The organism is Gloeomargarita sp. SKYB120 (genome assembly GCA_025062155.1).
In the GTDB taxonomy this organism is placed as follows: domain Bacteria; phylum Cyanobacteriota; class Cyanobacteriia; order Gloeomargaritales; family Gloeomargaritaceae; genus Gloeomargarita.
The window spans coordinates 37,178-62,668 of record JANXAM010000009.1 but is presented as its reverse complement, the minus strand read 5'-3'; the positions used below and the strand labels follow the sequence as shown (position 1 = coordinate 62,668).

The window sequence follows — 25,491 nt, the reverse complement described above, 5'->3', positions numbered from 1 at the left end:
CACAAACTTAGATTTTTATTGGTAAATGAGCCAGTTTGAGCATCTGTTTGCCAGTACTCTCAGTCCTAAGTCCTAACTTTAGGCTCTCTTTAGCGCATCCACAGGAGCTGTTTGATGAATCGCCTTGGGTTGGCTTGCCTTGCTGCCCTTGGAGCTGGGGGCATCATGGTGATTACAACCCAGCCCTGACATTTCACCAGAGTTATTGCGCAGCTTGGAACCAGCATCTTATCCAGCAACGTATAGAAATCTAGCGCCGAGGCTACAAATACAAAGCCAGCCTTACGCCGGTGTCGGGGCGTCCTCTATCCACCTTAACTGGCTCTGCACCGCACGATAAAGAATTCCAGCCATCAATCAACAAGCCTGCCGTATCTGTCAACTTTACTTCCAGGATTTACAACGGCGCAACATTTTGATAGGCCTCCCTGCGACCCCAAAGTGAAAACTTATGTCTATCATGACAAGGTCATTCTCCCGGAGACCAACGGACAGGGCTGTGGCGATTGCTGGGCGTGGGCGGCAACGGCTGTCGCAGAAAGCGCCAGTTTTTTCCATAGCTAATCTCTCTGAGCAGCAGATTTTGAGTTATTCTGGTGCAGATGTCTGTGAATTGCCTCCCGCTGATACAACATTAGGGGCCTTGCAGTGGATGGTGGCTAACAATCTCGTTCAGCAAGCAAACTATCCCTACGAGGGAGGTCAACAAACTCCCTGCAAAGGTGATGTGCAAAAGGGGCCTGTGCCGCCACTGCTAGCCTGGGGCTTCGTCACAGAGAAATCTTCAGATATTGCAGGGGGCAATCTCGTCGGTAACGGCACCTATGAGGAGGAGGTTCCTCAGTTGGGAGACCGAACCAATCATGCAGTGCAATTGGTTGGTTGGGATGACAAGCGTCAAGCCTGGAGAATCAAAAATTCCTGGGAGACAGGTTGGGGAGACGGCGGCTATGGTTCCAATAACGTTGGTTACTGGACTGTTTATGCAACGCCCCCTTAGAGCTACTGAGAAATATCAAGTTGGAGGTCGGTCTCCAACCATGCCGAAATCTATTCCAGCACCACCGTTGCAACCTAGACGCTCGTGAACAAGCGACTCTGCCCGGTGGCGACGTCAAAGTAATAGCGCTTGACCTCGGGAATGCGTAGCCCCAGCCATTCCTGAGGGCGCACTTCGCAGCGGGTTTTGAGCCACAGCGATACATCCCGCTCCAGCTCAACTTGCACTAAATTCACATCTCCCAGGGGTTCAACCACGCTGACCTGGCCTCGCAGGTGCCCTTGCTCTGGGGCGGTTACCTCCACCGCTTCGGGACGTACGCCGACCTCCACAGTGGAGGGCACGCCAGGGAAAAGCCAAGCCGGCAACAGATTCATGGGGGGATGGCCCAGAAACAAGGCCACGGTTTTATTCGCCGGTTGTTGGTACAACTGCTGCGGAGAACCCACCTGTTGCACGCGCCCCTGGTGCATCACCACCAGTTGGTCCGCCAGTGTCATGGCTTCGGTCTGGTCGTGAGTGACATAGAGCGTGGTGACGGGAAACTGCTGGTGCAATCGCTTCAATTCGGTGCGGGTTTGGTCCCGTAGGCGGCTGTCTAAGTTGGAGAGGGGTTCATCTAATAGGAACACCTGGGGTTGCCGCACCATGGCTCGCCCCAAGGCCACTCGCTGTTGTTGACCGCCGGAAAGTTGCCCCGGCTTTTTCCCAAGCAACGCCGTTAACCCCAACAACTCGGCGACCCATTGCACTCGCTGTTGCCGTTCCCGCGGAGCCACACCCCGCATCCGCAACCCAAACTCCAGATTCTCAGCCACGGTCAGGTGGGGGTACAGGGCGTAGTTTTGAAACACCATCGCTACATCCCGTTCGCGCGCTGGCACGTGGTTGACACACTGGTCTCCGAAAAAAATCCGCCCCTGCTGCACTGGCAATAATCCCGCCACTGTGCGCAAAATCGTGGACTTGCCGCAGCCGGACGGCCCCATCAACACCCAAAATTCCCCATCGGGGATGTGCAACGAGACGTCCGCTACCGCCACCAGCCGGCCAAACCGCTGCGTCACCTGTTCCAGAATCAATTGAGCCATGCCCGTTGCCACCAGAACGCTACACCCGCCGTTGCCAGGGGAACGGTGAGATTGTCCACGCCGTAGTAGGAAAAAATCTCTAAAACGGCGGCCACCAAGGCGACTACCAGCACCAAGGGCGTCCAGCCGAGCACACAGCCGGTCAATAGCCCAGCCACTCCCGCCATCGTCAAGGACCCTTCCCAGGTTTTGCAAATCCCTGCCAGGCGGTAAGGATGTTTGCCCCAGCGACGTCCCACCACAGCAGCCAAGCCGTCGCCCCAGCCCATCACCAGCACGCCTAAAACGGCGTATCGGTACTGCAAATTGGGCCAAAACCAAGCCATCAGCACCCCGATGCTCACCGCATAAAAAAATGTGCCCCAACTGCGGCGGTTCACGCTGTCAATCACGGACAAAAGGGGCACCCAGTGGGAAACTGCCGTGACAAGGGCCGCAGCGATGGCCGCCCCAATCCCTAGCCAGGTGGGGACTTGCCACCACCAGGCCAGCAGGATCACGTTGCCCGTGCCGATATGGACAATCTTGCGGATGGTTTCGGTGTCGGCGGTCGTCTGGCGTTGAATCGCTAGGGCCAGACCCAGCACCAGCGTCAACCACAGGGCTACCCCGGCGATGGCACCCCAGGGGATGGTTAGGCCCATTCCTCCACCTGGTCCAGCCGTAACCACACAGGGGGTGTGGGCACGCGGAATTTCAACTGCACGTAATCGCCGCGAATATCCAGCACTTCCGCCGGTGATTCAAACACGTAGGCCGACCAGCGGGTGTCGCTGGCCTGGGCTTCGAGGCTGTTTTCCAGGCGTTCCCGTTGCACCCGCACCAAACTCCCCTTTTTGATTGCCATCGCCATCCCGTCACACTGCCCTTTTACGCTTTTTATTATGACAACAACGGAGACGTCCTTCAGGATTTGTTAGGCTGGGTTCAGCGCATTGGCAGTCCAACCCCAGCGCTTTCGATGGCTTTCCCCACCGAGCTTCCCTACCCCCTGCTATGGGTGGAACAGCAGGCCGACGGGCAATACACGTTCCACGAGTTCAATCCCCAAGCCCACAATGGCTATGCCCCGCCGGCGTGGGAATCCCTGCATCCGTTGGCCTTGGCTTGCTTGCGGTACCAGTCGCCCCAGCATCAGCGGGTCACGGTGGGCGAGACGGCCTACATCGTGGAATTTAGCCCTTTGTCGCCCTGTCAGGCAGTGGGGTTGGCCATCCCCGAATCCGAACTGAGCCAGTTGGCAGCCACTGCGCCGGTGTTGCTGTGGCTAGCGGATCCCCAGGGGGCCATCCTTTACGTCAATAGCCAGTGGACCGCCATCACTCGGCAGTCCCCCCTCGAGGCCCTCGGGGATGGGTGGTGGCGCTGGGTTCACCCGGAGGACCAGGCGGACTTGCGGCGAATTTATCAGCAGGCGGTGGCGTCCCGGCAATCCTATCGAGTGGAATTTCGCCTGCGTAACGCCCAGGGGGAATACTTGTGGTTGGCCTGTCAAGGGCATCCCCGCTACAACGCGCAGGGGAAACTAGCGGGTTTCCTAGGGGCGGCGGTGGACATCACGGCCCGGCGTCAGGCGGAACAAACGACCCAGCTCCAGGGGATGTACAACCAATTTCTGGTCAACTTAAGTACGGAAATCCTACAGTCGTTTGACCTGGACCGCATCATGCAGTGCGCAGTGACCCAGTTGCAGGCGCTGCTAGGGGTCGATCGGGTGGCGATTGCGCCGGTGGCCTCCAATGGGGCCGTGACGTTTGCCGTGGAGGCAGTGGCGGACCCCCGCTGGCGGTTGTTGCACACCCAAATCTACGACCCCTGTTTTGATGAGCGGTATTTAGCGGCCTACCGGCAGGGACGGATTTGCGTCATCGAGGATGTGACCAGCGCCCCTTTACAACCCTGTCACCGGGCATTGCTGCAACAGTTCCATGTGCAAGCAAACTTGGTTGTACCCATTCGCCATCGGGATCACTTTTGGGGATTGCTCATTCTCCACCACTGTCAACAGCCCCGCCCTTGGGCGCAAGCGGAAACCCATCTGGTGCAACAGGTGGCCAATTATCTGGGACTGGCCCTGCATCGGGGGGAACTGTATGAACAACTCCAACAGCAGGAAACCCGCTACCGCCAGATTGTCGAGCAGCAAACGGAACTCATCTGCCGCCATACCCCCCAGGGGCAGATCACCTTTGTCAATCCGGCGTTTTGTGCCTATGTGGGCCAGACGGCAGCCGAGATTGCTCAACAGCCCGCCACGACCTTTGTGCTGGCGCCGGGTGAACAACCCCTGCGGCGGGCCGACGGCAGTTGGGGATGGGTGCAGTGGCAGGTGCAACCGATTACCAACGACCGAGGCGAAACTGTGGAATTCCAGTGGGTGGGACGGGACGTGACGGCGGCGCACCAGGCCCAGGAACAGTTGAAGCTCATGGAATCGGTGGTGGTTTGCGCCAACGACGGCATTGTGATTACTCGCCAGGGTCAGGTGATTTACGCCAATCCCACCTTTCTAGCCATGACCGGTTACACCCTGGCGGAGCTACAGGAGCGGGGGCTAGGGGAGCTGTGCGGTCCCAAAACCGACCTCACCCAGTGGGAGTACATCCAAAGTTCCGTTAAACAGCGGGCCTCGGTGCGGGTGGAACTGGTGCAGTACACCAAGGACCAGCGAGATTTTTGGGTCGAACTGACCGTGCTTTCCTTGACGACGGCCAGCGCTAAGGACGAGCGGGTATGGGTGTACCGGGACATCACGGCCCAAAAGGAAATTGAAGCCCGCCTGCTCTACGAGGCGACGCACGATGCCCTCACCGGCTTGCCCAATCGGAATTTCCTGATGGACCGGCTGCATCAGGCCCACCGGCGATGTCAACCCGCAGCGGGGCAGTATTACGCCGTGTTGTTTACCGACCTCGACCGCTTCAAGCTGGTGAACGACAGCCTTGGCCACACGGTAGGGGACGAAATGCTCCAGGAGGTGGCCCGGCGGTTGCGGCAACACCTGCGTCCAAGCGACACCCTAGCCCGCATCGGAGGTGATGAATTTGTGGTGCTGCTAGAACCCATCAGCGGTGTCCAGGAGGCGGTAGCCCAGGCCGAGCGGTTACTGCAGGTACTCCAGGAACCCTTTTTGTTGCAGGGGCAAGAGGTGGTGCTCAGCAGCAGCATTGGCATTTGTTTGAACGATGACCCCGACTACAGCCCAGCGGACATCCTGCGCAACGCCGACATCGCCATGTACCAGGTGAAACTAGCGGGCCGCTGCGGGGTGCAGGTGTTTCAACCGGGGATGCACGCCCAGGTGATGGGACAACTCGCGCTGGAAACAGCCCTGCGGCGGGGACTGGCCCAGGGAGAATTCGTTTTGTACTACCAGCCGGTGGTGCATCTGCAAACGGGCGATATTGTGGGCTTTGAGGCCTTGGTGCGCTGGCAGCAACCAGGGGTGGGTTTGGTGTCGCCGGGCGTGTTTATCCCCGTTGCCGAAGAATCGGGGTTGATTCACCCCCTGAGCGAATGGGTGCTGGAAACCGCCTGTCAACAACTGGCCCAGTGGCGCCAGCAACGACCGGATTTGACCCTAGCCATCAATCTCTCTGGGCGATTATTCCGGCGCACTTCAACCTTGGTGACCCAAATCACTCAGGCATTGGCTCGCTGGCAATTGCCCCCCCAGTCACTGGTGCTGGAAGTGACCGAGGGCATCCTGATGGCAGACCCCCAGACGGTGGGGCAAGCCCTGGGCGAATTGCGGCAACAGGGGGTGCAGGTGAGTATTGACGATTTTGGAACAGGCTATTCATCGCTGGCGCGGTTGCAACGCCTGCCGGTGGATTGCTTGAAAATTGACCGCTTGTTTATCCAGCAAATGACCCAACGGGGAGCGCTGGTGCAAGCCATTATCACGCTAGCTTTAACCCTGGAAAAGGATGTGATTGCTGAAGGGATTGAAACCCCGGAACAACTGGCCCTCCTGCAGAGCTTTAGCCCAGCGGACCGGATTTACGGGCAAGGTTACTGGTTTTCACCGCCTGTACCGGCAGCGGCAGCCACCAAACTCTTGCAGCAAGCGCCGCCTTGGCGAGCAGTGCGGGAGTAAACGTCACCCGAAACCGGTATATTAGTGGGGAAACTGGTGCAGGAGCAGCAGGTGCAGGTTGCAATTATTGGCACGGGTTACGTGGGGCTAACGACGGGGGTGGCGCTGGCCTACTTGGGCCATCAGGTGGTGGGGCTAGACGTGGACGCCCAAAAGGTAGAACGCCTGCAACGGGGCGACATTCCTATTTATGAACCCTATCTGGCCGAACTGCTGCATTTGGCTCGCCCTAACATCACCTTCACCACCGACTACGCCACCGCGATTGCGCCAGCCCAGGTGATTTTTATTGCGGTGGGGACGCCGTCGCTCCCTGATGGCAATCCCGACTTGACCTATGTGCGCCAGGCAGCCCAGGGGATTGGGTTACACTTGGCCCAGCCGTTTACCGTCATCGTCAATAAGTCCACGGTGCCCATCGGCAGCGGCAACTGGGTGGAAACCTTGATTGAAGAAGCGTTGCGGACGCGCCCCCAGCCGGTTCCTCGGTTTGCCGTGGCGTCGAACCCGGAATTTCTGCGGGAAGGGTCAGCGTTGCACGACACGTTTTACCCAGACCGGGTGGTGCTAGGCACGCAAGACCCCAAGGCGCTGGAAGTGTTGCACCAGCTCTATCAACCCATCCTGGAGCAAAGTTTTACGCCCCCCAGTTTTTTGCCCCGACCGGACGGGCTGGCGGCGGTGCCCCTGGTGACGGCAGACCTGGCGTCCGCCGAGTTGATCAAGTATGCGGCCAATGCGTTCTTGGCGCTGAAAATTAGCTTCATCAACGAAATTGCCCAGTTGGCGGAGCGGGTAGGGGCGGACGTGACTCAGATCGCGCGGGGGATTGGGCTGGATAAGCGCATCGGCAGCCAGTTTTTGCAGGCCGGCATTGGCTGGGGCGGCTCCTGTTTCGGCAAGGACACGGCGGCGTTGATTGCCACGGCGCGGGACTACGGGTTGGGGATGGCGATTGTCCAGGCCAGCCGGTTGGTGAACGCCCAGCAGCGCCAGTGGGTGGTGGAAAAACTCCTGCAAACCCTGAAGATTCTCAAGGGACGGCGGGTAGGGTTGCTGGGACTGGCGTTTAAGCCCCACACAGACGACCTGCGGGATGCGCCAGCCTACGACATTGCCCAGCAACTGTTGGAGCGGGGGGTGGCAGTGCGCGTCCATGACCCAGTGGCACTGGAGCGAGCGCGACGGGAATGGTCCAAGCTGGACGTGCAGTACTGCGATGACGTGACGGCCTTGGCCCAAGATGCTGACGCCCTGGTGCTGGTGACGGACTGGCCCCAGTACCGCGATTTGCCCTGGGAAACCCTGGCGGCGACCATGCGCCAGCCCCTGCTCATTGACGGGCGCAACTTCCTGGACCGGGAGCGGTTGCAACGGGCCGGTTTCACCTATCTGGGCATGGGGCGCTGATGCGGGGGACGGTTTTGCTCACGGGCGCGGCGGGGTTTGTGGGGAGCCATCTCACTGACCGGCTGGTGCAGGAAGGGTACCGGGTGATTGCGGTGGACAACTGCTGCACGGGTTCCTGGAGCAATCTGGCCCATTGGGACGGCCATCCCCAGGTGCAACGGGTGGAGCACGATGTGATTACACCCCTGGCGATTGATGAACCCCTCGATTGGGTGATGCACTTTGCCAGCCCGGCGTCGCCCCCCAAGTACCTGGCCATGCCAGTAGAAACCCTGCGCGTCAATGCCGAAGGAACGTATCACCTGCTGGAGTTGGCCCGGCGTCAAGGGGCGCAATTTTTTTTGGCCAGCACCAGCGAAGTCTATGGCGACCCGCTCGAGCACCCGCAACGGGAAGATTACTGGGGACACGTCAACTGTACTGGCCCACGTGGCGTTTACGACGAAGCCAAGCGCTATGCCGAAGCCCTGACCCTGGCGTTTCACCGGCAGTACGGGTTGGGCGTGCGCATCGTGCGGATTTTCAACACCTATGGCCCCCGGATGGATATGCACGACGGGCGGGTGGTGACCAACTTTCTGCGGCAGGCGCTGCAGGGCGAACCCCTGACGGTCTATGGCGATGGTCACCAAACCCGCAGTTTCCAGTACATTGACGATTTGATTGAAGGGATCGTGCGCCTGATGGGGGTGGATTATCCCTATCCCGTCAACCTGGGCAACCCCCAGGAGATGACCGTCTTGGAGCTGGCGCAAGTGATTCAGGAGTTAACCGGCAGCAGGGCAGGCATCACTTTTCAGCCGTTACCCCAAGACGACCCGAAACAACGCCGCCCTGATATCACCCTGGCGCAAACCAAGCTAAACTGGTCGCCCCAAGTGGACCTGCGCACCGGTTTGCAACGGACAATTACGGAGCTACGCCGACAATGGCAGTGTTAGTTACAGGGGGCGCGGGCTACATCGGCAGTCACACCTGCAAGGCGCTGGCGCAGGCGGGTTACACGCCGGTGGTGCTGGATAACTTCAGTACAGGGCATCCCTGGGCCGTCCGCTGGGGAGAATGTGTCACGGTAGACTTGGCTGAGCGAGATAAGCTCGTGGACGTACTGCGGCAGTACAACATCCGAGCGGTGATGCACTTTGCCGCCAGCGCCTACGTGGGGGAATCCATGACCAACCCCGCCAAGTACTACCGCAACAACTTGATTCACACCCTAAACCTGCTGGAAGCCATGGTGGCGGCGGGGGTGCCAACCATCGTGTTTTCCTCGACGTGTGCGACCTATGGTTTGCCCCAGTGGTTGCCCCTGACGGAAGACCATCCCCAGCAGCCGGTGAATCCCTACGGGGAAACCAAGCGGGCAATGGAGCAGGCACTGCACTGGTTTCGTCAAGCCTATGGGTTACGCTATGCGGCATTGCGGTATTTCAATGCGGCGGGGGCCGACCCGGACGGCGAACTGGGGGAATGCCACGACCCGGAAACCCATCTGATTCCCCGGTTGTTGTTGTCCTTGCTGGGGGGCGAGCCGGTGACCATCTTCGGCACCGATTACGACACCCCCGATGGCACGCCGGTGCGGGATTTTATCCATGTGACGGATTTGGCGGTGGCCCACGTGCAGGCGTTGGATTACCTCCAGACCCAGGACACCCATCTGATTGTGAATCTGGGAACGGGTCAAGGCTATTCCGTGCGGCAGGTGATCGAGACGGTGGAGCAGGTGACGGGCCAAAAACTGGCGGTTCAAGCAGGCCCTCGCCGCCCTGGCGACCCCCCGATTCTGGTGGCTGACGTGACACGGGCGCGCCAGACGTTGGGTTGGCAACCTCGATACTCGGATTTGCCCACTATCATTGAGACCGCCTGGCGCTGGCATCAAAAACGCCTGGCTCCCGCCGCTGTCTGATATGATCAACCAGAGACAACGATTGGTCAGGCTTTTAGGGACTCATGCCATCCCTGGTGGATCCTAAGCATTTGTATGAAACGGACTATCAACGCTGGCTGGAACAGACCATTGCCCAGTTGCGGGCGCGCGATTTCCTACACCTCGACTTGGAAAACTTAATTACCGAGTTAACAAGTTTGGGTAGAAGTGAGAAACACGCCCTGGCCAGTGATTTACGGCGGCTATGTGAGCACCTGCTAAAAATCAAGTATTGGGAAGCGGAACGAGCCCGTTGCCTGCGGGGTTGGGAACGAGAAGTCCTGAACTTCCGCCTGGAAATCCAAGACCTGCTGGAAAGCAGCCCCAGTCTCAGCAGCTATCTCCAGGAGATTTTTCCCAAGCAGTATCGCAATGGCCGGAAGCTCTTTTTGCAGGCCAGTCAGATAGACCCCCAGCGGGTGCCGGTTGAACCGGTCTTTACCCTCGCGCAAGCCCTCGACGAACAGTGGCTCCCCTGACGCCTATGACCTTCAAGACGCTGTTGTTGCCTTGGCGTCGCTGGTTTCGGAGAGTACAGGTGGTTCTGGCACTGCTGGTGCTGGGGTTACTGCTGGTGGCGGTGGCGACTGGCTGGCACTGGCTGGCGGGTTTGGTCACGGTACTGGCTTTTGCAGTGGCCTTGGCCTCCTGGTGGGAACCCCTGCAGCGGCTCTTCCAAGAAATTCCGCCGGAACAGGCGTCGCTGGTGTGGGGCGGGATAGCCGGATTAACGGGATTGATTGGCCTGGGCGTGTGGGTATGGGGCCAGCGGGGCTTGCCTATCAACTGGGACGCGGTTTCGGCTTTAGGAGAAAGTCTCGGATCCGTTGGGCAAATCCTAGTGGCGGTGGTGGCGGCGGTGATTTCCTGGCAACAGTACGTGATTTCCAAGGTCTTAACCGAGCAGCAGAACCGCATCACCCAGCAGCAAACCATTGACGCCTACTTCCAGGGCATTTCCGAGCTGGCCCTCGACGACCAGGGACTCCTGGAAGACTGGCCCCAGGAACGGATGATCGCCGAAGGTCGCACCGCCGCCCTGCTCAGCAGCGTCAACGCCGAGGGCAAGGCCAAGGTTGTGCGGTTTTTGTCCATGGCGAAGCTGCTAACGCCCCTTAAGCGGGACCAGCGCCTGGGACGCCCCATCCTAGACGGCAACGGTCTATACCAAGAAGACCGGGAAAACGGCGAGCGGGTGATCAATCTGGGCAATATGCTGGCGGGAGCCGATATGGCTGGCACCGATTTACGGCGGGTGGATTTCAGCGGCGCGGATTTAACTGGAACGAATTTCAGCCGCTGCGACCTTACCCGCACCAACTTCGCCATGAGTAACTTGCAAGGGGCGAAATTTGTAGGCGCCAATCTCCAAGGCACCATTTTCTTCTACGGCGACCCGGACAAGCTGGACTATGCCAGTCCCTGTCAACCCTGGGTCAAAGGCCGCCGCCCGAACCTACAAACCGGCGAATTCACAGGCGCGATTGTGGAAGGGGCGGATTTCACCGGTGCTATCAACCTCTCAGAAGAACAGCGGTTTTATCTCTGCTCCTGGGGCGGCCCCCGTACCCGCAGTACCATTCCCGGCGGCTGTCAGGGCATCCCCAGCAAGCTCTACGGCGACGGGTAACGCTAGAACATGCGCTCGATGCGCTCGTGGCGTTGCCAAGCTCGCCAGGCCCGCCAACCGGTGACCCCCGCGCCGAGAACCGCCACAGCCGCTAACCAGCCGTAGCCATGCACCAGCAAAATCGTCCCGCAGATGAGCAAGCTCCCCGTCAGGATGTGGTAATTCCCCGCTGCCTGCTGAGCGCTTAACCGGCGGAGTAGGCGTTCCGTTTCCAAAGAGCGGCTGCGCAGCACCAAGTCTCCTCGCTCCAGTTGGGTCAAGGTGGCTTCCACGCGCCGGGGCAAACTCAGAGCCGAATTGCCCATCTGCGCCGCCTGGCGTCCCAATTCCCCCAGTAAATCCAGGTCCCCGTTGCGATTGCGGTTGTCCATCAGTTGCAGCGCGTAGGGCGTCGCGACCGTGAAAAACTGGAAATTTTCGTCCAACCCCCGCCCCACCCCTTCCAGCGTGGAAAACGCCCGCATCACAAACGTGAAGGTCGCCGGAAACCGGAAGGGCTGATCATAGGCTAGCGCATACAAGTCTTCGCTGATGGCCGCCACCGATTGCATCTCCAGGGGTTTGTCCAGCAAATGGTCCAGGATGTACTGCAAGGAACGGCGCACCGGTCCCATATCCCCCTGGGGCACCAGCGCCTTCAACTCCACCAGCGCTTGGATCACCCCGTCGGCGTCCCGATTCACGATACTCATCAGGGTTTGGATGAGCTTCTCTTTGGTTTGGGGGTGGAGCCGCCCCATCATGCCAAAGTCATAAAAAATCAAACTCCCATCCGGGTCCACGGCGATATTGCCAGGGTGGGGGTCGGCATGGAAAAAGCCGTGGTTGAGTACCTGTTCCAAATAGGCGCGCGCATTCAATTCCGCCAGGCGTTTCCGGTCTAACCCCGCCGCTTCCAACGCGCTGTAATGGCTAATTTTAATCCCCGGCAAATACTCCAGCGTCAGCACCCGCAGCGAGCAATACCGCCAATAGACCCGGGGCACTTTCACCCACTCAATCCCCCGAAAATTGCGCCGGAATTCGTCGGCGTTGCGCCCTTCCTGCAAGTAATCAATTTCTTCATACAAAATACGGCGACATTCTTCATAAATGCCCAACCAATCCCGGCCAGGCCCCCACTTGGGATGGTTTTGGAAATAGCGAGCAATATCTTTGACAATCGCCAAGTCAATGTCAAAAAGCTGGCGCAAGCCTGGCCGTTGCACCTTCACCACCACCTGTTCCCCACTGGGCAACTCCGCCCGGTGCACCTGTCCCAAACTCGCCGCTGCCAGGGGTGTCGGTTCAAAGTTGAGAAACAGTTTTTCAATCGGTTTGCCCAGGTCAGTTTCGATGATTTGGGCCACCTGGTCCATGCCAAACGCGGGCACCTGGTCTTGCAGCTTGGATAGCTCCTCGACGTATTCCGCCGGAAAAATGTCCGCCCGTGTGGAGAACAATTGCCCCACTTTGATAAAGGTTGGTCCCAAATCCAGTAAGCTCTCGCGCACCCAAATGGCTATCCGTCGCCGCCGAGCTGCGCGTTTTTCCGGGGTGGGTCCCCCTGGGTAGCTCCAGCTTCGTTCGTACCACCACTGGGCCGCCAAAAACCGCAGGACGAATAGCCAAATATCCACGGTGCGACGCCAGCGGGAGTAGCGTTCCCGATTCCAGCGGTACTGTCTGGTGCGGACGTGGACAGTCACCCTAGTTCTGCTGGCGATAACGTTTTAGTTCCGTCCGTAAACGTGCAATTTCAGCCCGCAATTCGTCAATAACGGTTTGCAAATCAGGTGATGGCGCACTACCGGCACGCGCCTGGGCCACTCTCTGTTCTTCTTGAGCCGCTCGTTCCAGGATGGTTTGGATCTGCTGGCGTAGGGCTTCCCGCTGCTGGGCATCCCACCGTCCCACACCGGCCAACACTTCTCCGACGAGATGACCCACCTGCTCCGTCAAGGCTTGGGCCAGCGCTCGCCCCACGAAAAATGCCCGTACCACGACACTGCTCCCTTCCATTCCGCCCAAATTATAACGCTTTACCATCGGCGATGGCCTCCATCCAGGCTACCCTAGGGAATAACTGGTGTTGCCTCCCCCTTGCCTATGTCTCCCTGGTCTTGTTTACCCGCCATGTGGCCCGAGCTGGCGCAGCGGTTTCCCACCCTCATCGCCCTGGACGAACCCCACCGGCAACCGCCTGTGCGCCTGACCTACCCGGAAGTGGCGCAACAGATTCAACGCTTCGCCCAAGGCATGCAAGCGCTAGGGCTACAGCCGGGAGAACGCGTGGCCCTATTTGCCGATAACAGTTCCCGCTGGATGATTGCCGACCAGGGGATTATGATGGCGGGGGGCGTGGATGTGGTGCGGGGCGCCCAAGCACCAGTGGACGAATTGGACTACATTTACCGCCATAGCGAAAGCAGCTTTCTGGTGGTGGATACCCCGGAACTCCTGCAACGGTTGACGCCCTACCTTCCCGACTGGCAACCGCGGGCGACGATTCTCCTGTGGGGCGACGGGGGCAATGGCATCCTCAGCTTTAGCCAAGTGATGCAGCGCGGGGAAGCGCACCCATTTAAAGCCCCCCATCTCCAGCCGGATTCCCTAGCGACGTTGCTGTACACCTCCGGCACCACCGGCAAACCCAAGGGCGTGATGCTCAGCCACGGCAACCTGCTGCACCAGTTGGAAAACCTGCGCGTCGTCTTTACCCCCCGCCCGGGCAACATTGCCTTGAGTCTGCTCCCCACCTGGCACAGTTACGGGCGCGCCTGCGAGTATTTCCTGCTCTCCCAGGGCATTCACCAGATTTACAGCACCCTGCGTCATTTCAAACAGGATTTGACCCGCTTTCGCCCCCACCACATCGTTGGCGTGCCTCGCCTGTGGGAGTCCATCTACGAAGGCATCGAGCGCGAATTGCGCAAACAACCGGCCAACAAGCAACGCCTGGTACAACGGCTGCTAGGCTTCAGCAAGCGCTATGTCTATGCCAAGCGGGTCTGGGAGAATTTGTCGCTCGAACCGCTGCGTCCGTCGCTCCTGCAGCGGCTGGTGAGTGGCGTGGTGGCGTTGGCGCTCTGGCCGGTGCATCGGCTGGCGGACGCGCTGGTGTATCGCAAAATCCGGCAAGCAGTGGGGGGACGCCTGCGAGAGGGTGCCAGCGGCGGTGCAGCTTTGGCTCGCCACCTGGACGACTTCTACGAAATAGTGGGAATCACGATTGTAGTGGGCTATGGACTAACCGAAACCTCTCCGGTGCTGACTGCCCGCCGAGTGACCCACAACTTGCGCTACTCCGCCGGTTTGCCTTTGCCCCAGACAGAAATCCAGATTGTGGACCCGGAAACCCGGCAACCCTTGCCCGTGACCCACAAAGGTCTGGTGCTGGCGCGCGGCCCCCAGGTCATGAAAGGCTACTACCGCAACCCAGAGGCGACCGCCAGCGTGCTGGATGACCAGGGCTGGTTCGATACGGGAGACTTGGGCTGGTTGACGCCCCAGGGAGATTTGGTGCTCACGGGCCGGGCCAAAGACACGATTGTGCTCAGCAGCGGCGAAAATGTCGAACCGGAGCCGATTGAAACCGCCTGTTTACAAAGCCCCTACATCAGCCAAATCGTGCTGGTGGGTCAGGACGCTCGGCAACTGGGGTGTTTGATTGTCCCCAACGAAACCGCCTTGCAAGCCTGGGCCGAAGCGCAGGGGCATCAGTTGCGCTTGTCCCACGAACCCCCTGTCCCTGGCGTTTACACCCTGGCTAGCCCCGAAGTGTTGGAACTCTACCGACACGAAATCCAAGTGCATTCCCAAAACCGCCCGAGCGTCCGCCCTTTTGAACAGATTGGTCCCTTCCGGTTGCTGGCAGAACCCTTCAGCGTCGAAAACGGCCTGCTGACCCAAACCCTGAAAATCAAGCGCAACGTGGTGGTGGAACGCTACCGCGACCTGATTGAACAGATGTACGCCTGAGCTGCTGTCAGCCTTTTGACAGAAACGCCGGGGATTTGTTAAGTTAAATAAAATTTAAGGAACGGCGGCTATGGAGGCATCTATCCCGATTGGACGGGGCAAGCTGGCACGGCGGGCCTATGGGATTGACGAAATTGCCTTAGTTCCCGGCACAGCTACCCTTGACCCGGCGTTAACGGATACCCACTGGACGATTGGCGGCATCACCCGCGAAATTCCCATCATCGCCAGCGCTATGGACGGGGTTGTAGATACCAAAGTGGCGGTGAAACTGACCGAACTGGGGGCGCTGGGGGTGTTGAATTTGGAAGGACTCCAGACCCGCTACGAAGACCCCGACCCGGTACTGGCGCAAATTGCACAGGTGGGCAATGACGAGTTTGTGGGCCTGATGCAGCGGCTGTACCAGGAACCCATCAAACCAGAGTTAGTGCTGGCCCGCATTCGGGAGATTAAGCAGCAGGGGGGCATTGCGGCAGTCAGTTGCACGCCAGGACGCGCTATGACCCTGGGTCCTCTTGCCGCTGAAGCCGGTGCCGATTTGTTTTTCGTTCAAGCCACAGTGGTCTCGCCGACGCACTGGGCGGCGCCGGGTCACCAAGCACTGGATTTGGAACGCTTTTGCCAAGACATGCCGATGCCGGTGGTGTTGGGCAACTGCGTGACCTATGAAGTGGCGTTGAACCTGATGCGAGCAGGCGCAGCGGCGGTTTTAGTGGGAATTGGACCTGGCGCAGCCTGTACGTCTCGGGGTGTCTTGGGGGTAGGCGTGCCCCAGGCAACCGCCATTGCCGATTGCGCGGCGGCGCGGGAAGACTACCAGGCGGAAACGGGACGCTATGTGCCGGTGATTGCGGATGGGGGATTGGTCACCGGTGGCGATATTTGTAAAGCCATTGCCTGCGGCGCGGATGGGGTGATGATCGGGTCTCCTTTAGCGCGGGCGCAAGAAGCCCCTGGACGGGGGTATCACTGGGGTATGGCGACGCCCAGTCCGGTTCTACCCCGGGGCACCCGGATTCGCGTGGGCACGACCGGTACGCTCGAGCAAATCCTACGGGGTCCGGCGCTACTCGACGACGGCACCCACAATCTCCTAGGGGCGTTGAAAACCAGCATGGCCACGGTCGGGGCAAAAAACCTGCGAGAGATGCAAAAGATTGAAGTGGTGATTGCGCCGTCGTTGCTCACCGAAGGCAAGGTCTATCAGCGGGCGCAGAAATTGGGGATGGGCAAGTAGTCGTGACGTACTGCTGTCCCCGATGCGTCAGGCTTTGGATGGGATGCTTAAGACATCCGAACGTCCCCTTCCCCGACTCCCTAAAAGTTTGTTTATAATAAGCTAGTGCGGAGACGCAAGTTTCCGTTCACTCCTCACACCACACTCTGGCCTAAGCTGGTGCTTAGGTCTTTTTTTAGGGGCGCGCGGGCATTTTGTGATAAGATAAACAGTGCGAACAATTAACGATTGCCCAGGCAAAGGATGGAAGCTTATGTCTGACGCAGCCGCAGTTACCGATGCGACCTTTGAACAGGAAGTGCTCAAGAGTCCAATTCCTGTTCTGGTTGACTTTTGGGCGCCCTGGTGCGGGCCGTGTCGCATGGTGGCTCCGGTCGTGGATGAGGTGGCGCGGGAGTTTGAAGGCCGGGTCAAAGTGCTCAAACTGAACACGGACGAGAATCCCAAAACTGCCAACGAGTATGGTATTCGCAGCATTCCCACCCTGATGATTTTTAAGGGTGGGCAAAAGGTGGACGTAGTAATGGGGGCGGTGCCCAAAAGCACCCTAGTGAAGGCGTTGGAGCAGCATCTCTAGGGGGTTCTGATGGCGCGGCATTGTCAACTGACCGGCAAGCGGGCCAACAATGCTTACAGGGTGTCCCACTCCCACCGGCGGACAAAGCGGTTGCAGGAAGTGAACTTGCAGTGGAAGCGGGTCTGGTGGCCGGAGGGGCGCAAGTGGGTACGGTTGCGCTTGTCTACCCAGGCGCTCCGAACCCTGCAACGGCGGGGTCTGGCGGCCTTAGCGCGTGAGCAGGGTCTCAATCTGCACCAACTGTGAACCCACCGTTTCGCGTTGGCAACGGTTACGACATCCACCGGCTAGTACCGGACCGGCCTTTGATCCTGGGGGGTGTCTCGATTCCTCACTCCTTGGGTTTGCTGGGTCACAGCGATGCAGATGTCCTGACCCACGCGATCATGGACGCCCTACTAGGGGCCTTGAGTCTCGGGGATATTGGGCATTACTTCCCGCCGGAGGACCCTCGGTGGGCAGGTGCTGATAGTTTGCAATTACTGCAGCAGGTGCGGGCCTGGGTAGCCGAACGCGGGTGGCAAGTGGCCAACGTGGATGCGGTGGTGATTGCAGAGCGCCCCAAACTCAAGCCCCACATCCCTGCGATGCGCCAGCGGCTGGCGGCGGCGTTAGCGGTCACCCCGGAACAGGTAGGGGTCAAAGCCACAACGAATGAGCGGTTAGGCCCCATCGGTCGGGAGGAGGGAATTGCCGCCTACGCGGTGGCCTTGCTAATGCCCTGTCCAGTTGACGAATCCGAGAAAGTTTGATTAAGCTGGGAAGCGTCAAACTATGGCTTTATCGCCGTTTGGGGCCTTGATTTTTTCACAAGGACACGCCAGATAAAATCTTCGGTTTGGTTTCGATGGGGCGTAACCTATGAACAAGGAAGAGTTGGTCACGGAAGTTGCCTCGAAGGTGGGGACAACCAAAAAAGTGGCGGAGTCGGTTCTGGATGCCACGCTGGAAGCAATCATTAACTCGGTGGCCCAAGGGCAAAAGGTGACGCTAGTGGGCTTTGGCTCCTTTGAGGCCCGCAAACGTCAAGCGCGTGAAGGGCGCAATCCCGGTACCGGGGCACCGCTCCACATCCCAGCCAAGACGGTGCCCATTTTCTCCGCCGGCAAGTTGTTCCGGGAGAAGGTCGCCGACGGGGCGGCAAAACAGCAGCAGAAGTAGCGTCAGGGTTGGAGATGGGCGGCCAGGTCCTGCCAGGAGGTGCGGTACCAGGCGGCTAAGTTAGCCAATTCCGTCTCTAGGGAGGTGCTTGTTGGCCAGTCGGGGGCCTCGTAGCCCAACTGGCGTAGCCCGGCTATCCAGACAGCGGGGCTGACCCAGTACTTTTGCCCCAGTGCCAGCAGGTTCCAGGGCTTGCCGTCGGCTTGGGCAAGGGTGGTCTCAACCCAGGTTAGGACTTGGGCGGCGGTTGGCACAGGTGGACGGTGGGGCGCCACATAGATGGTTTGCGGTCGCGCCTTTGCCACGAGCCAGCGCAGGTGAAGGGGGTGTGGCGGGAGCGTCCACAGAATCAGGGCGTCGTGTTCGCCGTTGGGTCGGTCGTAGGTCAGGTGGGAGTAAGCCGGCATTGTGGGCCGTCGGTAGCCGTACAGCAAAAACCGAGCGGTGGGCCGGCTCGCCAGTAGGGTGTCCAGATGGAACAGGGGTTGGCAGGTGGGGGGATGGGTCACTGGTGGCGGCGGCGGTATCTCCAGCGTGGGGATCGGATAACGCACACCCAGCAGCTCCAAATTCACAGCGATTTGGCCCTGGAATTCGTTGCGCCGCAGCGTGTAGGCAATGTCGAGGCAATCCGGCAGGGGCAGGTAATCCGCCCAGCCCCAGGCCAGCACCTCTTTCTCGCCCGTGTCGTCTCGCACTCTCAACTTGGCGTGTTGCCGGTCCTTACCCACTGTGGCCTGTTCCACCACCCGCACCCGGTGGCTCCAGAGCTGGGGGGTCGGGTTTGCGACCCCAAACGGTTGCAGCCGTTGCAATTCGTCATGCACCTCCAGCGTTAATTCCCCCAACCGCGCCTGGGCGTGCAACTGCAAGGCGGGGCGCAGATGGTGGGGCTGTAAACAGCGCCGTCCAAAGGCTTGTAACCGCTCCCGCCACTGGGGGAAATGGGCAGCAGCCAGCGTAAATCCTCCCGCCGCCCGATGCCCGCCGTAGCGGTCGAGGAACTCCCGGCTGTCGTGCAACGCTTCATACACGTGAAATTCGGGGATGCCCCGCGCCGAACCTCGGATCACCGTTTGAGCCGCATCTTCGTAGGTCCCCAAAAACACCGGCAGCCCATAACGTTCCACCAGGCGCGACGCCACAATGCCGACGACCCCGTGATGCCACCCCGGTTGCACCAGCACCAGGACTGGCTCCTGGGCCAAATTGGGAGACTGTTGTTCATACAGGGCGATGGCCTCCCGTTCCATCTGCTCGCACAACTGACGGCGCTGTTGGTTCGCAGCTTCGCATTCCCGCGCTCGCTGGTAGGCCACCTGGAGGTCGTCGGTGGTCAACAGTTCGATCACCACCTGGGGGTCGCCAAGGCGGCCAATGGCGTTGATGCGCGGCCCCAACTGAAACCCAATGTGGTTAGGGTTGAAATCCTGCACCTGGGCCAGCCCGGCTACCTCAATCAGCGCCCGCACCCCTAGCAGGCGAGAGTTGGTCAGCAAGCGCAACCCCTGTTGCACCCAGCGACGATTGACCCCCGTCAAAGGCGCCAAGTCGGCAATCGTGCCCAAGGTAAAAAGTTCCAACAGGGGTTCAGCCAAGGCGGGGTCCTGCCCCAGCCGTTGGAGCAATGCTTGTCCCAACAGGTAGGCCACACCGACGCCAGCCAGTCCCCGGTAGGGCGAATCAGGGGGCACGAGACGGGGATTCAAAATCGCTTGGGCCGGCGGCAGTTCCGGCGGTGGTTCGTGGTGGTCGGTGACGATGACGCGCATCCCCAGCGCCACCGCCAGCGCAATCGGGCCAGGGGCCGCAATCCCATTGTCCACCGTGATCACCAGGTCAACGCCCTGGGCGTGAAACTCCCGCACAATCCGCTCGTTGATCCCGTAACCCTCCTGCATCCGGCTGGGGATAGCGTAGTCCACAGGGATCCCGACCCCCCGCAGTAGCCGCAAAAGTAGCGCCGTGCTGGTCATCCCATCGGCGTCGTAGTCTCCGCAGATGGCCACCTTTTGCCCCTGGTGCGCCGCCTGCGCCAGCAGCTCCACCGCCAGCGGCAGGTCTGGGAAATCCTGTTCTGGCGGCGGCAGGGGGTCCTGGTGCGGGTCGAAAAAGCGCCGGATGTCCGCCTCCGTCTGGAGTCCCCGCTCCCACAAAATCTGCACCGTCAAGGGCGATAACCCCAGCTTTTGGGCTAGCGCCGCCGCTGTTGAGGCGGGCGTTGGGAGCAACCAGCGGTGCAACGGCCAGGACGGCATTCCCTTACTCCCGGCGGCGATGGAGTTCGACGCTGACCTGGCCCGAGAAATCCGGAATTGGCGGCGCAACCTTCGTCACCCGCACCGTCACCGCCTGCACCAGGGGAAACGCCAGGACCTTTTCTGTGAGAACGTAGGCCAGCCGTTCCAGCAGGTTAAACCGCGACCCGGCAATCGTGGCTTGCACCTGGGCAATCACCCCCCGATAGTCCAGTGTGTCGCTCATTTCATCGGTTTGCCCCGCTTTTTCCAGGGACAGCTCCAGCTTCAGGTCCACCGCAAACCATTGCCCGAGCGCCCGTTCCTCCGGCAAGAAACCAGTGTACCCATAGGCGCGGATGTTGTGGAGATAGATGGCATCGCGCATGGTTAGAAGTGGTCCTTGCGGGCACGTAAGCGGGCAAAAACCGTAACGGGGTCTGTGCTCCCCACCGCCCGTTGAATCGCTGGCACATCCCAGCGCAAAAACGGGTTGATTTGCTTTTCAAGGCCCAACGTGCTGGGGATAGTCGCTTCCCCCTTTTGGCGTAGGGCTTGCACCTGTTGGGCGTAATTTCTTAGGGCGGTATTGTCCGGTTCAACGGTCAGGGCAAACCGCAGATTGTTCTGGGTGTATTCGTGGGCGCACCACACGCGGGTGTCGTCAGGCAAGGGTCTCAGTTGGGCTAGAGAATTCAGCATCTGCGCGGGCGTCCCTTCAAACAGTCGCCCACAGCCCCCGGAAAACAGCGTATCCCCAATAAACAAATCACCCGGTTGGTCCGCCGTCGGCAAGAAATAGTAGGCAATGTGGGCTTTGGTGTGACCAGGGACAAATAAAATTTCGGCGCGTCGCCCGGCAAATTGCACCGTATCCCCTGCAGCTAAATACACTGTCTGTCCCGGAATCCGGCCCTGGTCCTGGGCACCGCCGTAAACGACGGCGTTGGGGAAATGGGCCAGCAAGTCGAGATTGGCCCCCACGTGGTCCCCGTGATGATGGGTGTTGAAAATCGCCGTTAATTCCAGTTGGTGGGCTTGCAAAAAATCCAAAACCGGTGCAGGTTCGGCGGGGTCCACCACCGCTGCTTGGCCCCCCCGTTGGTCCCAGAGCACGAAGATATAGTTATCCCGCAACGCCGGTAACCGGCTAATGTGCATGGCAATGGGGTGAGGCGTTCTCCGGTTGAACCCGTAGCATTTTAACACATCGGGTCGGCAGGACCGCCGGTGGTCTGGGATTTGCCATAATAGCGGTCGGTGAATGCTTCACAGCCATGAACGTGGATGTCGCCAACCTCCGGCAGGACTACAACCAAGACACGCTGTTGACGGCTGACCCCGACCCCTGGGTGCAATTTGAACGCTGGTTTGCCGACGCCTGCGCGGCGCCGATTCGGGAACCCAACGCCATGACGCTGGCGACGGTGGATGCTCAAGGGAACCCGGATGCCCGCATGGTGCTGCTCAAGGGGTTTGACCGCGAAGGCTTGCAGTTTTATACCAACCTGACCAGCCGCAAGGGCCAGGATTTAGCCCATCATCCCTACGCCGCTGTGGTGTTTTGGTGGGAACCGCTGGAGCGCCAGGTCCGGTTTCGGGGGCGTGTGACGCTTTTGCCCGCCGAAGAATGCGACGCCTACTTCCGCCAACGTCCTCGCGAGAGTCAACTAGGCGCCTGGACCTCACCCCAGAGTCAAGAGATTCCCGACCGGCGCGTGCTGGAGGAACGCTTTGCCCAACTGGCGCAGGAATACGACGGCAAAGACATACCCCGACCTCCCTACTGGGGCGGCTACCGGTTGACCCCCCACTGGGTCGAGTTCTGGCAAGGGCGCCCGTCCCGCCTGCACGACCGCATCGCCTACGACCGTCAACCCGACGGCACCTGGCGGCAATACCGCTTGGCCCCCTGAATGGTTCACAGCGAACGGTCTGGCCCGAACCACTCCTGTTAAAACTCTCTTAACCCGGTTTTCGTAATACACACTTGGCACTTTGTCAAGAAATTGTTTATATTTCTTAACTAAGTGTCATATTCATTTGCCGGGGTTTCGTGGACCTGGAGGAGATGAACATGGAAGAACAACCGTTTGAGTTGTCGTTAGAGCAGGAGTTCAGCCTGCGGTCGTTTGAAACCCAGGTGCGGCAGATGAGCCGCGAGCAAGCCCAGGAGCTTCTGGTCAAGCTCTACCACCAGATGCTGCTCAAGGAGAAGATGTACCAGCATTTTCTCAAGTTCCAGTGGGGGATTGAGCCTGGGGTGTAGGACGACGGATGGGCCGCGATTTCTTGTCGGATTCCCTAGGGGGAATAGGGCTGGGAGTCGGCGGTTACCATCGCGGAAGGGCTAGAATTGAACAGCATGGGTTGATGCTGCATGGGTGGTTGAAGACCGGTTTGCCAGTATTCCAGAAGCGTTAGCGGCTCTGCGCGCGGGCCAAGCCATTGTTGTAGTCGATGACGAGCAGCGGGAAAACGAAGGGGATTTGGTGTGCGCTGCCCAATTTGCCACCCCCAGCATGATCAATTTCATGGCGGTCGAAGCGCGGGGGTTGATTTGTCTGGCCTTGACGGGCGAACGACTGGACGAATTGCAATTGCCCTTGATGGTGAGCAACAATACCGACCCCAACCAGACCGCCTTTACAGTGAGCATTGACGCGGCACCGGAGTTTGGGGTTACCACGGGGATTTCTGCCGAGGACCGGGCCAGGACTATCCAGGTGGTGTTGGACCCCCGCACGCGACCTCAGGATTTGCGACGACCGGGGCATGTGTTTCCGATTCGAGCCAAACCGGGAGGTGTCCTAGAGCGGGCTGGTCATACCGAAGCGGCGGTGGACTTGGCGCGGCTGGCTGGTCTTTACCCAGCGGCGGTGATTTGCGAGATCCAAAACCCGGATGGTTCGATGGCACGGCTGCCGGAACTGTTTGCCTACGCCCGCAAGCACAACCTGCTCATCGTTAGCATCGCTGATTTGATCCAGTACCGGTTGCAGCACGAGCGGTTTGTGGTGCGGGAGACGGTTGCCGACTTGCCCACAGAATTTGGGCATTTTCAAATCTATGGCTATCGCAACCAGCAGGATGGAACAGAACACGTGGCGATTGTCAAGGGCGACCCGCGCCACTTTTCCCATCAACCGGTGCTGGTGCGGGTGCATTCGGAATGTCTCACGGGAGACGCGCTGGGGTCCCTGCGCTGCGATTGCCGACGCCAGTTGCAGGCGGCCCTGAAGATGATTGACCACGCAGGCCAGGGGGTGGTGGTCTATTTACGCCAGGAAGGCCGGGGCATTGGGTTGATTAACAAGCTCAAAGCCTATGCGCTCCAGGACCAGGGGTTTGACACGGTAGAGGCCAACGAACGACTGGGCTTTCCGGCGGACTTGCGCAACTACGGGGTGGGCGCCCAGATTCTGCACGATTTGGGGGTACGGCAGATTCGGTTGATCACCAACAATCCTCGGAAGATTGCGGGCTTGCGGGGCTACGGATTGACTGTGGTCGAACGGGTGCCCCTGATTGTGGAGGTGACCCACTACAACCTGCACTACCTGGCCACCAAAGCCGATAAGTTGGGGCATCTGCTGCTGCAAACCCATTTGGTGACCCTGGGCCTGCATTGGCGAACGCCGCCGACGCCCACCGAACGCTACACGTATTTAGAAAAGCTGCGGCACTTGGCCGCCCTGCAAGACCTGCGATTGCGGGAGGTGACGCGTTCCGTAGCAGTGGCGGTGTTTGACCATGCGGAATTGATCGTGCATCTGGGGTTTGACCAGCCGGATTTGGCACCCCCCGATTGGTACCGGCAACCGGAACACCCCTATACCCAGGCCATCATGGGCATTTTGCACCAGGTACATACGTGGCCGGGGCTCAAGTCCCTGGAGTTTCTGCTAGCGGCGGGCAAAGACCCCCTGGTGAACCTGCAGGTGCAACTAGACCGGCGTCCCTACCCAACCGATGAACCGCTCAGGACTCAAGTGATTTATCAGTGGCGCTGCGAATGATGCCACCGCCTAGCAGCAGGTCGTCGCGATAAAAAACGGCGGCTTGTCCAGGCGTCACGCCAAATTGGGGTTCAGCAAATTTTACTTCCACCGTGTCATTTGCTTGTGGCACCACCCAGCAGTCCACCGCCGGCGCTTGATAACGGATTTGCACCTGGGCAGCCAGGGGCGTCGTGGGCGGGGCAATGCTCACCCAGTTCAGGCGATGCACCAGACAACCTGGCGATAAGGCTTCTTCCCGCGTGCCCACGATCACCCGGTTATTGGGGGCATCCAGCGCCAGGACGTACAGGGGTTCCGGCGCGGCAATCCCTAAGCCTCGCCGTTGCCCAATCGTGTAGTGATGCACGCCCGTATGATGACCCAGCACTTGCCCCTGGCGATTGACAATTTCCCCTGGCTTGGGCGGCAAATACCGGTCCAAGAAAGCCCGCATGGATCCGTAGGCTTCAATGAGACACAGATCCTGGCTCTCTGGCTTTTCCGCCGTTGCCAACCCGTATTGCGCCGCTAGCGCGCGGGTTTGGGCCTTGGTGAAGTCGCCCAGGGGAAACAGGGTAGCCGCCAGATGCTCCTGCTCCAGCGTGTAGAGAAAGTAGGACTGGTCCTTGCGGCGGTCCACCGCGCGGCGGAGTTCGTAGCGCTTCGTGTCGGCGTTGTAGGTGATGCGGGCGTAATGACCGGTGGCGATGCGCTCAATCCCCCAGGTCTCCCGCGCGTATTGCAACATGGGGCCAAATTTCACCCAGCGGTTGCATTGGGAACAGGGCAAGGGCGTTGTACCCTGGCTGTAACCCTGCACGAGATAGTCCATGATCTGGCCCCGGAAGACCTCGCGCATATCCACCACGTGGTGGGGAATGTTCAACTGGGCGCAAACGCGGGCTGCATCCACCAGTCCTTCGCTACAGCATTGCCCCTTGCCCGGCATCAACCACAGGGTCAAGCCAATGACCTCATAGCCCTGGTGGACCAAATAGGCGGCAGCGGTAGAGCTATCCACGCCCCCCGACATGCCGACCACGACCCGTTCTTTCGTCATGCGCCCCTAAAACAACAAATCCCTTGCTTTATCTATTATGGCAGGGGGAAACGGCCAGTCTTTGCGCGGTAATGCAACGCTTGATACCAATC

Annotated in this window: 25 protein-coding genes; 16 read left to right on the top strand and 9 right to left on the bottom strand. The window is 59.7% G+C overall.

Going from position 1 to position 25,491, the window contains the following annotated elements; all coding sequences use genetic code 11:
* Window positions 1-499: 499 nt before the first annotated feature.
* Window positions 500-1,000, top strand: a complete 501-nt coding sequence (locus NZ705_05210) for a hypothetical protein (protein ID MCS7292360.1) — start codon at window positions 500-502, stop codon at window positions 998-1,000.
* A 74-nt stretch (window positions 1,001-1,074) separates the two neighbouring features.
* On the opposite strand, the gene NZ705_05205 is transcribed toward NZ705_05210, so the two are convergent.
* Genes NZ705_05205 through NZ705_05195 form a run of 3 tightly spaced genes read right to left on the bottom strand, consistent with a single transcriptional unit; the run spans window position 1,075 to window position 2,938 of the window.
* Window positions 1,075-2,091 (bottom strand): ABC transporter ATP-binding protein, encoded by a 1,017-nt coding sequence (locus NZ705_05205; GenBank protein MCS7292359.1) that lies wholly within the window; start codon window positions 2,089-2,091, stop codon window positions 1,075-1,077.
* Entirely contained in the window at window positions 2,079-2,735 is a 657-nt protein-coding gene (locus NZ705_05200; protein ID MCS7292358.1) for an SEC59/DGK1/VTE5 family protein, read from the bottom strand. The genes NZ705_05205 and NZ705_05200 overlap by 13 nt, the downstream gene beginning before the upstream one ends.
* The gene (locus NZ705_05195) at window positions 2,726-2,938 is read right to left on the bottom strand and encodes an NAD(P)H-quinone oxidoreductase subunit O (protein ID MCS7292357.1); all 213 of its coding nucleotides are present in this window, start codon (window positions 2,936-2,938) and stop codon (window positions 2,726-2,728) included. The genes NZ705_05200 and NZ705_05195 overlap by 10 nt, the downstream gene beginning before the upstream one ends.
* Window positions 2,939-3,004: 66 nt before the next feature.
* Here NZ705_05195 and NZ705_05190 point away from each other — a divergent pair, with 66 nt between their 5' ends.
* Genes NZ705_05190 through NZ705_05165 form a run of 6 tightly spaced genes read left to right on the top strand, consistent with a single transcriptional unit; the run spans window position 3,005 to window position 11,163 of the window.
* The gene (locus NZ705_05190; protein MCS7292356.1) at window positions 3,005-6,190 is read left to right on the top strand and encodes an EAL domain-containing protein; all 3,186 of its coding nucleotides are present in this window, start codon (window positions 3,005-3,007) and stop codon (window positions 6,188-6,190) included.
* 24 nt (window positions 6,191-6,214) lie between these two features.
* On the top strand, window positions 6,215-7,600 hold the full coding sequence (locus NZ705_05185) for a UDP-glucose/GDP-mannose dehydrogenase family protein (GenBank protein ID MCS7292355.1): 1,386 nt from the start codon (window positions 6,215-6,217) through the stop codon (window positions 7,598-7,600).
* Window positions 7,600-8,541: an SDR family oxidoreductase gene (locus NZ705_05180; GenBank protein MCS7292354.1), complete on the top strand. Its 942-nt coding sequence runs from the start codon at window positions 7,600-7,602 to the stop codon at window positions 8,539-8,541. The genes NZ705_05185 and NZ705_05180 overlap by 1 nt, the downstream gene beginning before the upstream one ends.
* Window positions 8,529-9,512, top strand: coding sequence for a UDP-glucose 4-epimerase GalE (gene galE / locus NZ705_05175; GenBank protein ID MCS7292353.1), 984 nt, complete (start codon window positions 8,529-8,531; stop codon window positions 9,510-9,512). Before NZ705_05180 ends, galE begins: the two co-directional genes overlap by 13 nt.
* Window positions 9,513-9,556: 44 nt before the next feature.
* Window positions 9,557-10,012, top strand: a complete 456-nt coding sequence (locus tag NZ705_05170; protein ID MCS7292352.1) for a DUF29 domain-containing protein — start codon at window positions 9,557-9,559, stop codon at window positions 10,010-10,012.
* 5 nt (window positions 10,013-10,017) lie between these two features.
* Window positions 10,018-11,163, top strand: a complete 1,146-nt coding sequence (locus NZ705_05165) for a pentapeptide repeat-containing protein (protein MCS7292351.1) — start codon at window positions 10,018-10,020, stop codon at window positions 11,161-11,163.
* A 2-nt stretch (window positions 11,164-11,165) separates the two neighbouring features.
* On the opposite strand, the gene NZ705_05160 is transcribed toward NZ705_05165, so the two are convergent.
* Window positions 11,166-12,851 (bottom strand): AarF/ABC1/UbiB kinase family protein, encoded by a 1,686-nt coding sequence (locus NZ705_05160; protein ID MCS7292350.1) that lies wholly within the window; start codon window positions 12,849-12,851, stop codon window positions 11,166-11,168.
* Window position 12,852: 1 nt separating this feature from the next.
* Window positions 12,853-13,146: a hypothetical protein gene (locus tag NZ705_05155; protein MCS7292349.1), complete on the bottom strand. Its 294-nt coding sequence runs from the start codon at window positions 13,144-13,146 to the stop codon at window positions 12,853-12,855.
* Window positions 13,147-13,251: 105 nt separating this feature from the next.
* Between NZ705_05155 and NZ705_05150 the strand changes: the two genes are divergently transcribed.
* The 6 genes from NZ705_05150 (at window position 13,252) to NZ705_05125 (ending at window position 18,101) form a co-directional block, all read left to right on the top strand.
* Window positions 13,252-15,123, top strand: a complete 1,872-nt coding sequence (locus NZ705_05150) for an AMP-binding protein (GenBank protein MCS7292348.1) — start codon at window positions 13,252-13,254, stop codon at window positions 15,121-15,123.
* Window positions 15,124-15,193: 70 nt separating this feature from the next.
* Window positions 15,194-16,363: a GuaB3 family IMP dehydrogenase-related protein gene (locus tag NZ705_05145; protein ID MCS7292347.1), complete on the top strand. Its 1,170-nt coding sequence runs from the start codon at window positions 15,194-15,196 to the stop codon at window positions 16,361-16,363.
* Between the two features lie 253 nt (window positions 16,364-16,616).
* Window positions 16,617-16,940, top strand: coding sequence for a thioredoxin (gene trxA / locus NZ705_05140; protein MCS7292346.1), 324 nt, complete (start codon window positions 16,617-16,619; stop codon window positions 16,938-16,940).
* A gap of 9 nt (window positions 16,941-16,949) precedes the next feature.
* A complete protein-coding gene (gene rpmB / locus NZ705_05135; protein ID MCS7292345.1) occupies window positions 16,950-17,186 on the top strand; it encodes a 50S ribosomal protein L28 in 237 nt (78 codons plus the stop codon).
* Complete coding sequence (ispF, locus tag NZ705_05130) at window positions 17,183-17,692, top strand: 2-C-methyl-D-erythritol 2,4-cyclodiphosphate synthase (protein MCS7292344.1); 510 nt, start codon at window positions 17,183-17,185, stop codon at window positions 17,690-17,692. Before rpmB ends, ispF begins: the two co-directional genes overlap by 4 nt.
* Window positions 17,693-17,801: 109 nt before the next feature.
* Window positions 17,802-18,101 (top strand): HU family DNA-binding protein, encoded by a 300-nt coding sequence (locus NZ705_05125; GenBank protein ID MCS7292343.1) that lies wholly within the window; start codon window positions 17,802-17,804, stop codon window positions 18,099-18,101.
* A 2-nt stretch (window positions 18,102-18,103) separates the two neighbouring features.
* Here NZ705_05125 and recJ read toward each other — a convergent pair whose 3' ends face one another.
* Genes recJ through gloB form a run of 3 tightly spaced genes read right to left on the bottom strand, consistent with a single transcriptional unit; the run spans window position 18,104 to window position 21,499 of the window.
* Window positions 18,104-20,359 carry a single-stranded-DNA-specific exonuclease RecJ gene (gene recJ / locus NZ705_05120; protein MCS7292342.1) on the bottom strand — a complete coding sequence of 752 codons (2,256 nt, stop codon included), beginning with the start codon at window positions 20,357-20,359 and terminating at the stop codon, window positions 18,104-18,106.
* 4 nt (window positions 20,360-20,363) lie between these two features.
* On the bottom strand, window positions 20,364-20,726 hold the full coding sequence (gene folB, locus NZ705_05115) for a dihydroneopterin aldolase (GenBank protein ID MCS7292341.1): 363 nt from the start codon (window positions 20,724-20,726) through the stop codon (window positions 20,364-20,366).
* Window positions 20,727-20,728: 2 nt separating this feature from the next.
* Window positions 20,729-21,499: a hydroxyacylglutathione hydrolase gene (gene gloB / locus NZ705_05110; protein ID MCS7292340.1), complete on the bottom strand. Its 771-nt coding sequence runs from the start codon at window positions 21,497-21,499 to the stop codon at window positions 20,729-20,731.
* A gap of 116 nt (window positions 21,500-21,615) precedes the next feature.
* Between gloB and pdxH the strand changes: the two genes are divergently transcribed.
* The 3 genes from pdxH to ribBA all read left to right on the top strand — a co-directional run bounded on the left by pdxH (window position 21,616) and on the right by ribBA (window position 24,357).
* Window positions 21,616-22,254: a pyridoxamine 5'-phosphate oxidase gene (pdxH, locus tag NZ705_05105; GenBank protein MCS7292339.1), complete on the top strand. Its 639-nt coding sequence runs from the start codon at window positions 21,616-21,618 to the stop codon at window positions 22,252-22,254.
* A 140-nt stretch (window positions 22,255-22,394) separates the two neighbouring features.
* Complete coding sequence (locus NZ705_05100) at window positions 22,395-22,607, top strand: NblA/ycf18 family protein (protein ID MCS7292338.1); 213 nt, start codon at window positions 22,395-22,397, stop codon at window positions 22,605-22,607.
* Window positions 22,608-22,722: 115 nt separating this feature from the next.
* On the top strand, window positions 22,723-24,357 hold the full coding sequence (gene ribBA, locus NZ705_05095; GenBank protein ID MCS7292337.1) for a bifunctional 3,4-dihydroxy-2-butanone-4-phosphate synthase/GTP cyclohydrolase II: 1,635 nt from the start codon (window positions 22,723-22,725) through the stop codon (window positions 24,355-24,357).
* On the opposite strand, the gene mnmA is transcribed toward ribBA, so the two are convergent.
* A complete protein-coding gene (gene mnmA / locus NZ705_05090) occupies window positions 24,320-25,399 on the bottom strand; it encodes a tRNA 2-thiouridine(34) synthase MnmA (protein ID MCS7292336.1) in 1,080 nt (359 codons plus the stop codon). The two genes, ribBA and mnmA, sit on opposite strands and share 38 nt — an antisense overlap.
* Between the last annotated feature and the right edge of the window lie 92 nt (window positions 25,400-25,491).

Bases quoted from the DNA above. Each gene is read 5' to 3' on its own strand.
- folB (MCS7292341.1), bottom strand. From the start codon at position 20,726: ATGCGCGATGCCATCTATCTCCACAACATCCGCGCCTATGGGTACACT.
- mnmA (MCS7292336.1), bottom strand. From the start codon at position 25,399: ATGACGAAAGAACGGGTCGTGGTCGGCATGTCGGGGGGCGTGGATAGC.
- NZ705_05150 (MCS7292348.1), top strand. From the start codon at position 13,252: ATGTCTCCCTGGTCTTGTTTACCCGCCATGTGGCCCGAGCTGGCGCAG.
- NZ705_05125 (MCS7292343.1), top strand. From the start codon at position 17,802: ATGAACAAGGAAGAGTTGGTCACGGAAGTTGCCTCGAAGGTGGGGACA.
- galE (MCS7292353.1), top strand. From the start codon at position 8,529: ATGGCAGTGTTAGTTACAGGGGGCGCGGGCTACATCGGCAGTCACACC.
- NZ705_05165 (MCS7292351.1), top strand. From the start codon at position 10,018: ATGACCTTCAAGACGCTGTTGTTGCCTTGGCGTCGCTGGTTTCGGAGA.
- NZ705_05205 (MCS7292359.1), bottom strand. From the start codon at position 2,091: ATGGCTCAATTGATTCTGGAACAGGTGACGCAGCGGTTTGGCCGGCTG.
- NZ705_05180 (MCS7292354.1), top strand. From the start codon at position 7,600: ATGCGGGGGACGGTTTTGCTCACGGGCGCGGCGGGGTTTGTGGGGAGC.
- NZ705_05200 (MCS7292358.1), bottom strand. From the start codon at position 2,735: ATGGGCCTAACCATCCCCTGGGGTGCCATCGCCGGGGTAGCCCTGTGG.
- recJ (MCS7292342.1), bottom strand. From the start codon at position 20,359: ATGCCGTCCTGGCCGTTGCACCGCTGGTTGCTCCCAACGCCCGCCTCA.
- gloB (MCS7292340.1), bottom strand. From the start codon at position 21,499: ATGCACATTAGCCGGTTACCGGCGTTGCGGGATAACTATATCTTCGTG.
- pdxH (MCS7292339.1), top strand. From the start codon at position 21,616: ATGAACGTGGATGTCGCCAACCTCCGGCAGGACTACAACCAAGACACG.
- trxA (MCS7292346.1), top strand. From the start codon at position 16,617: ATGTCTGACGCAGCCGCAGTTACCGATGCGACCTTTGAACAGGAAGTG.
- NZ705_05195 (MCS7292357.1), bottom strand. From the start codon at position 2,938: ATGGCAATCAAAAAGGGGAGTTTGGTGCGGGTGCAACGGGAACGCCTG.
- NZ705_05145 (MCS7292347.1), top strand. From the start codon at position 15,194: ATGGAGGCATCTATCCCGATTGGACGGGGCAAGCTGGCACGGCGGGCC.
- NZ705_05170 (MCS7292352.1), top strand. From the start codon at position 9,557: ATGCCATCCCTGGTGGATCCTAAGCATTTGTATGAAACGGACTATCAA.
- rpmB (MCS7292345.1), top strand. From the start codon at position 16,950: ATGGCGCGGCATTGTCAACTGACCGGCAAGCGGGCCAACAATGCTTAC.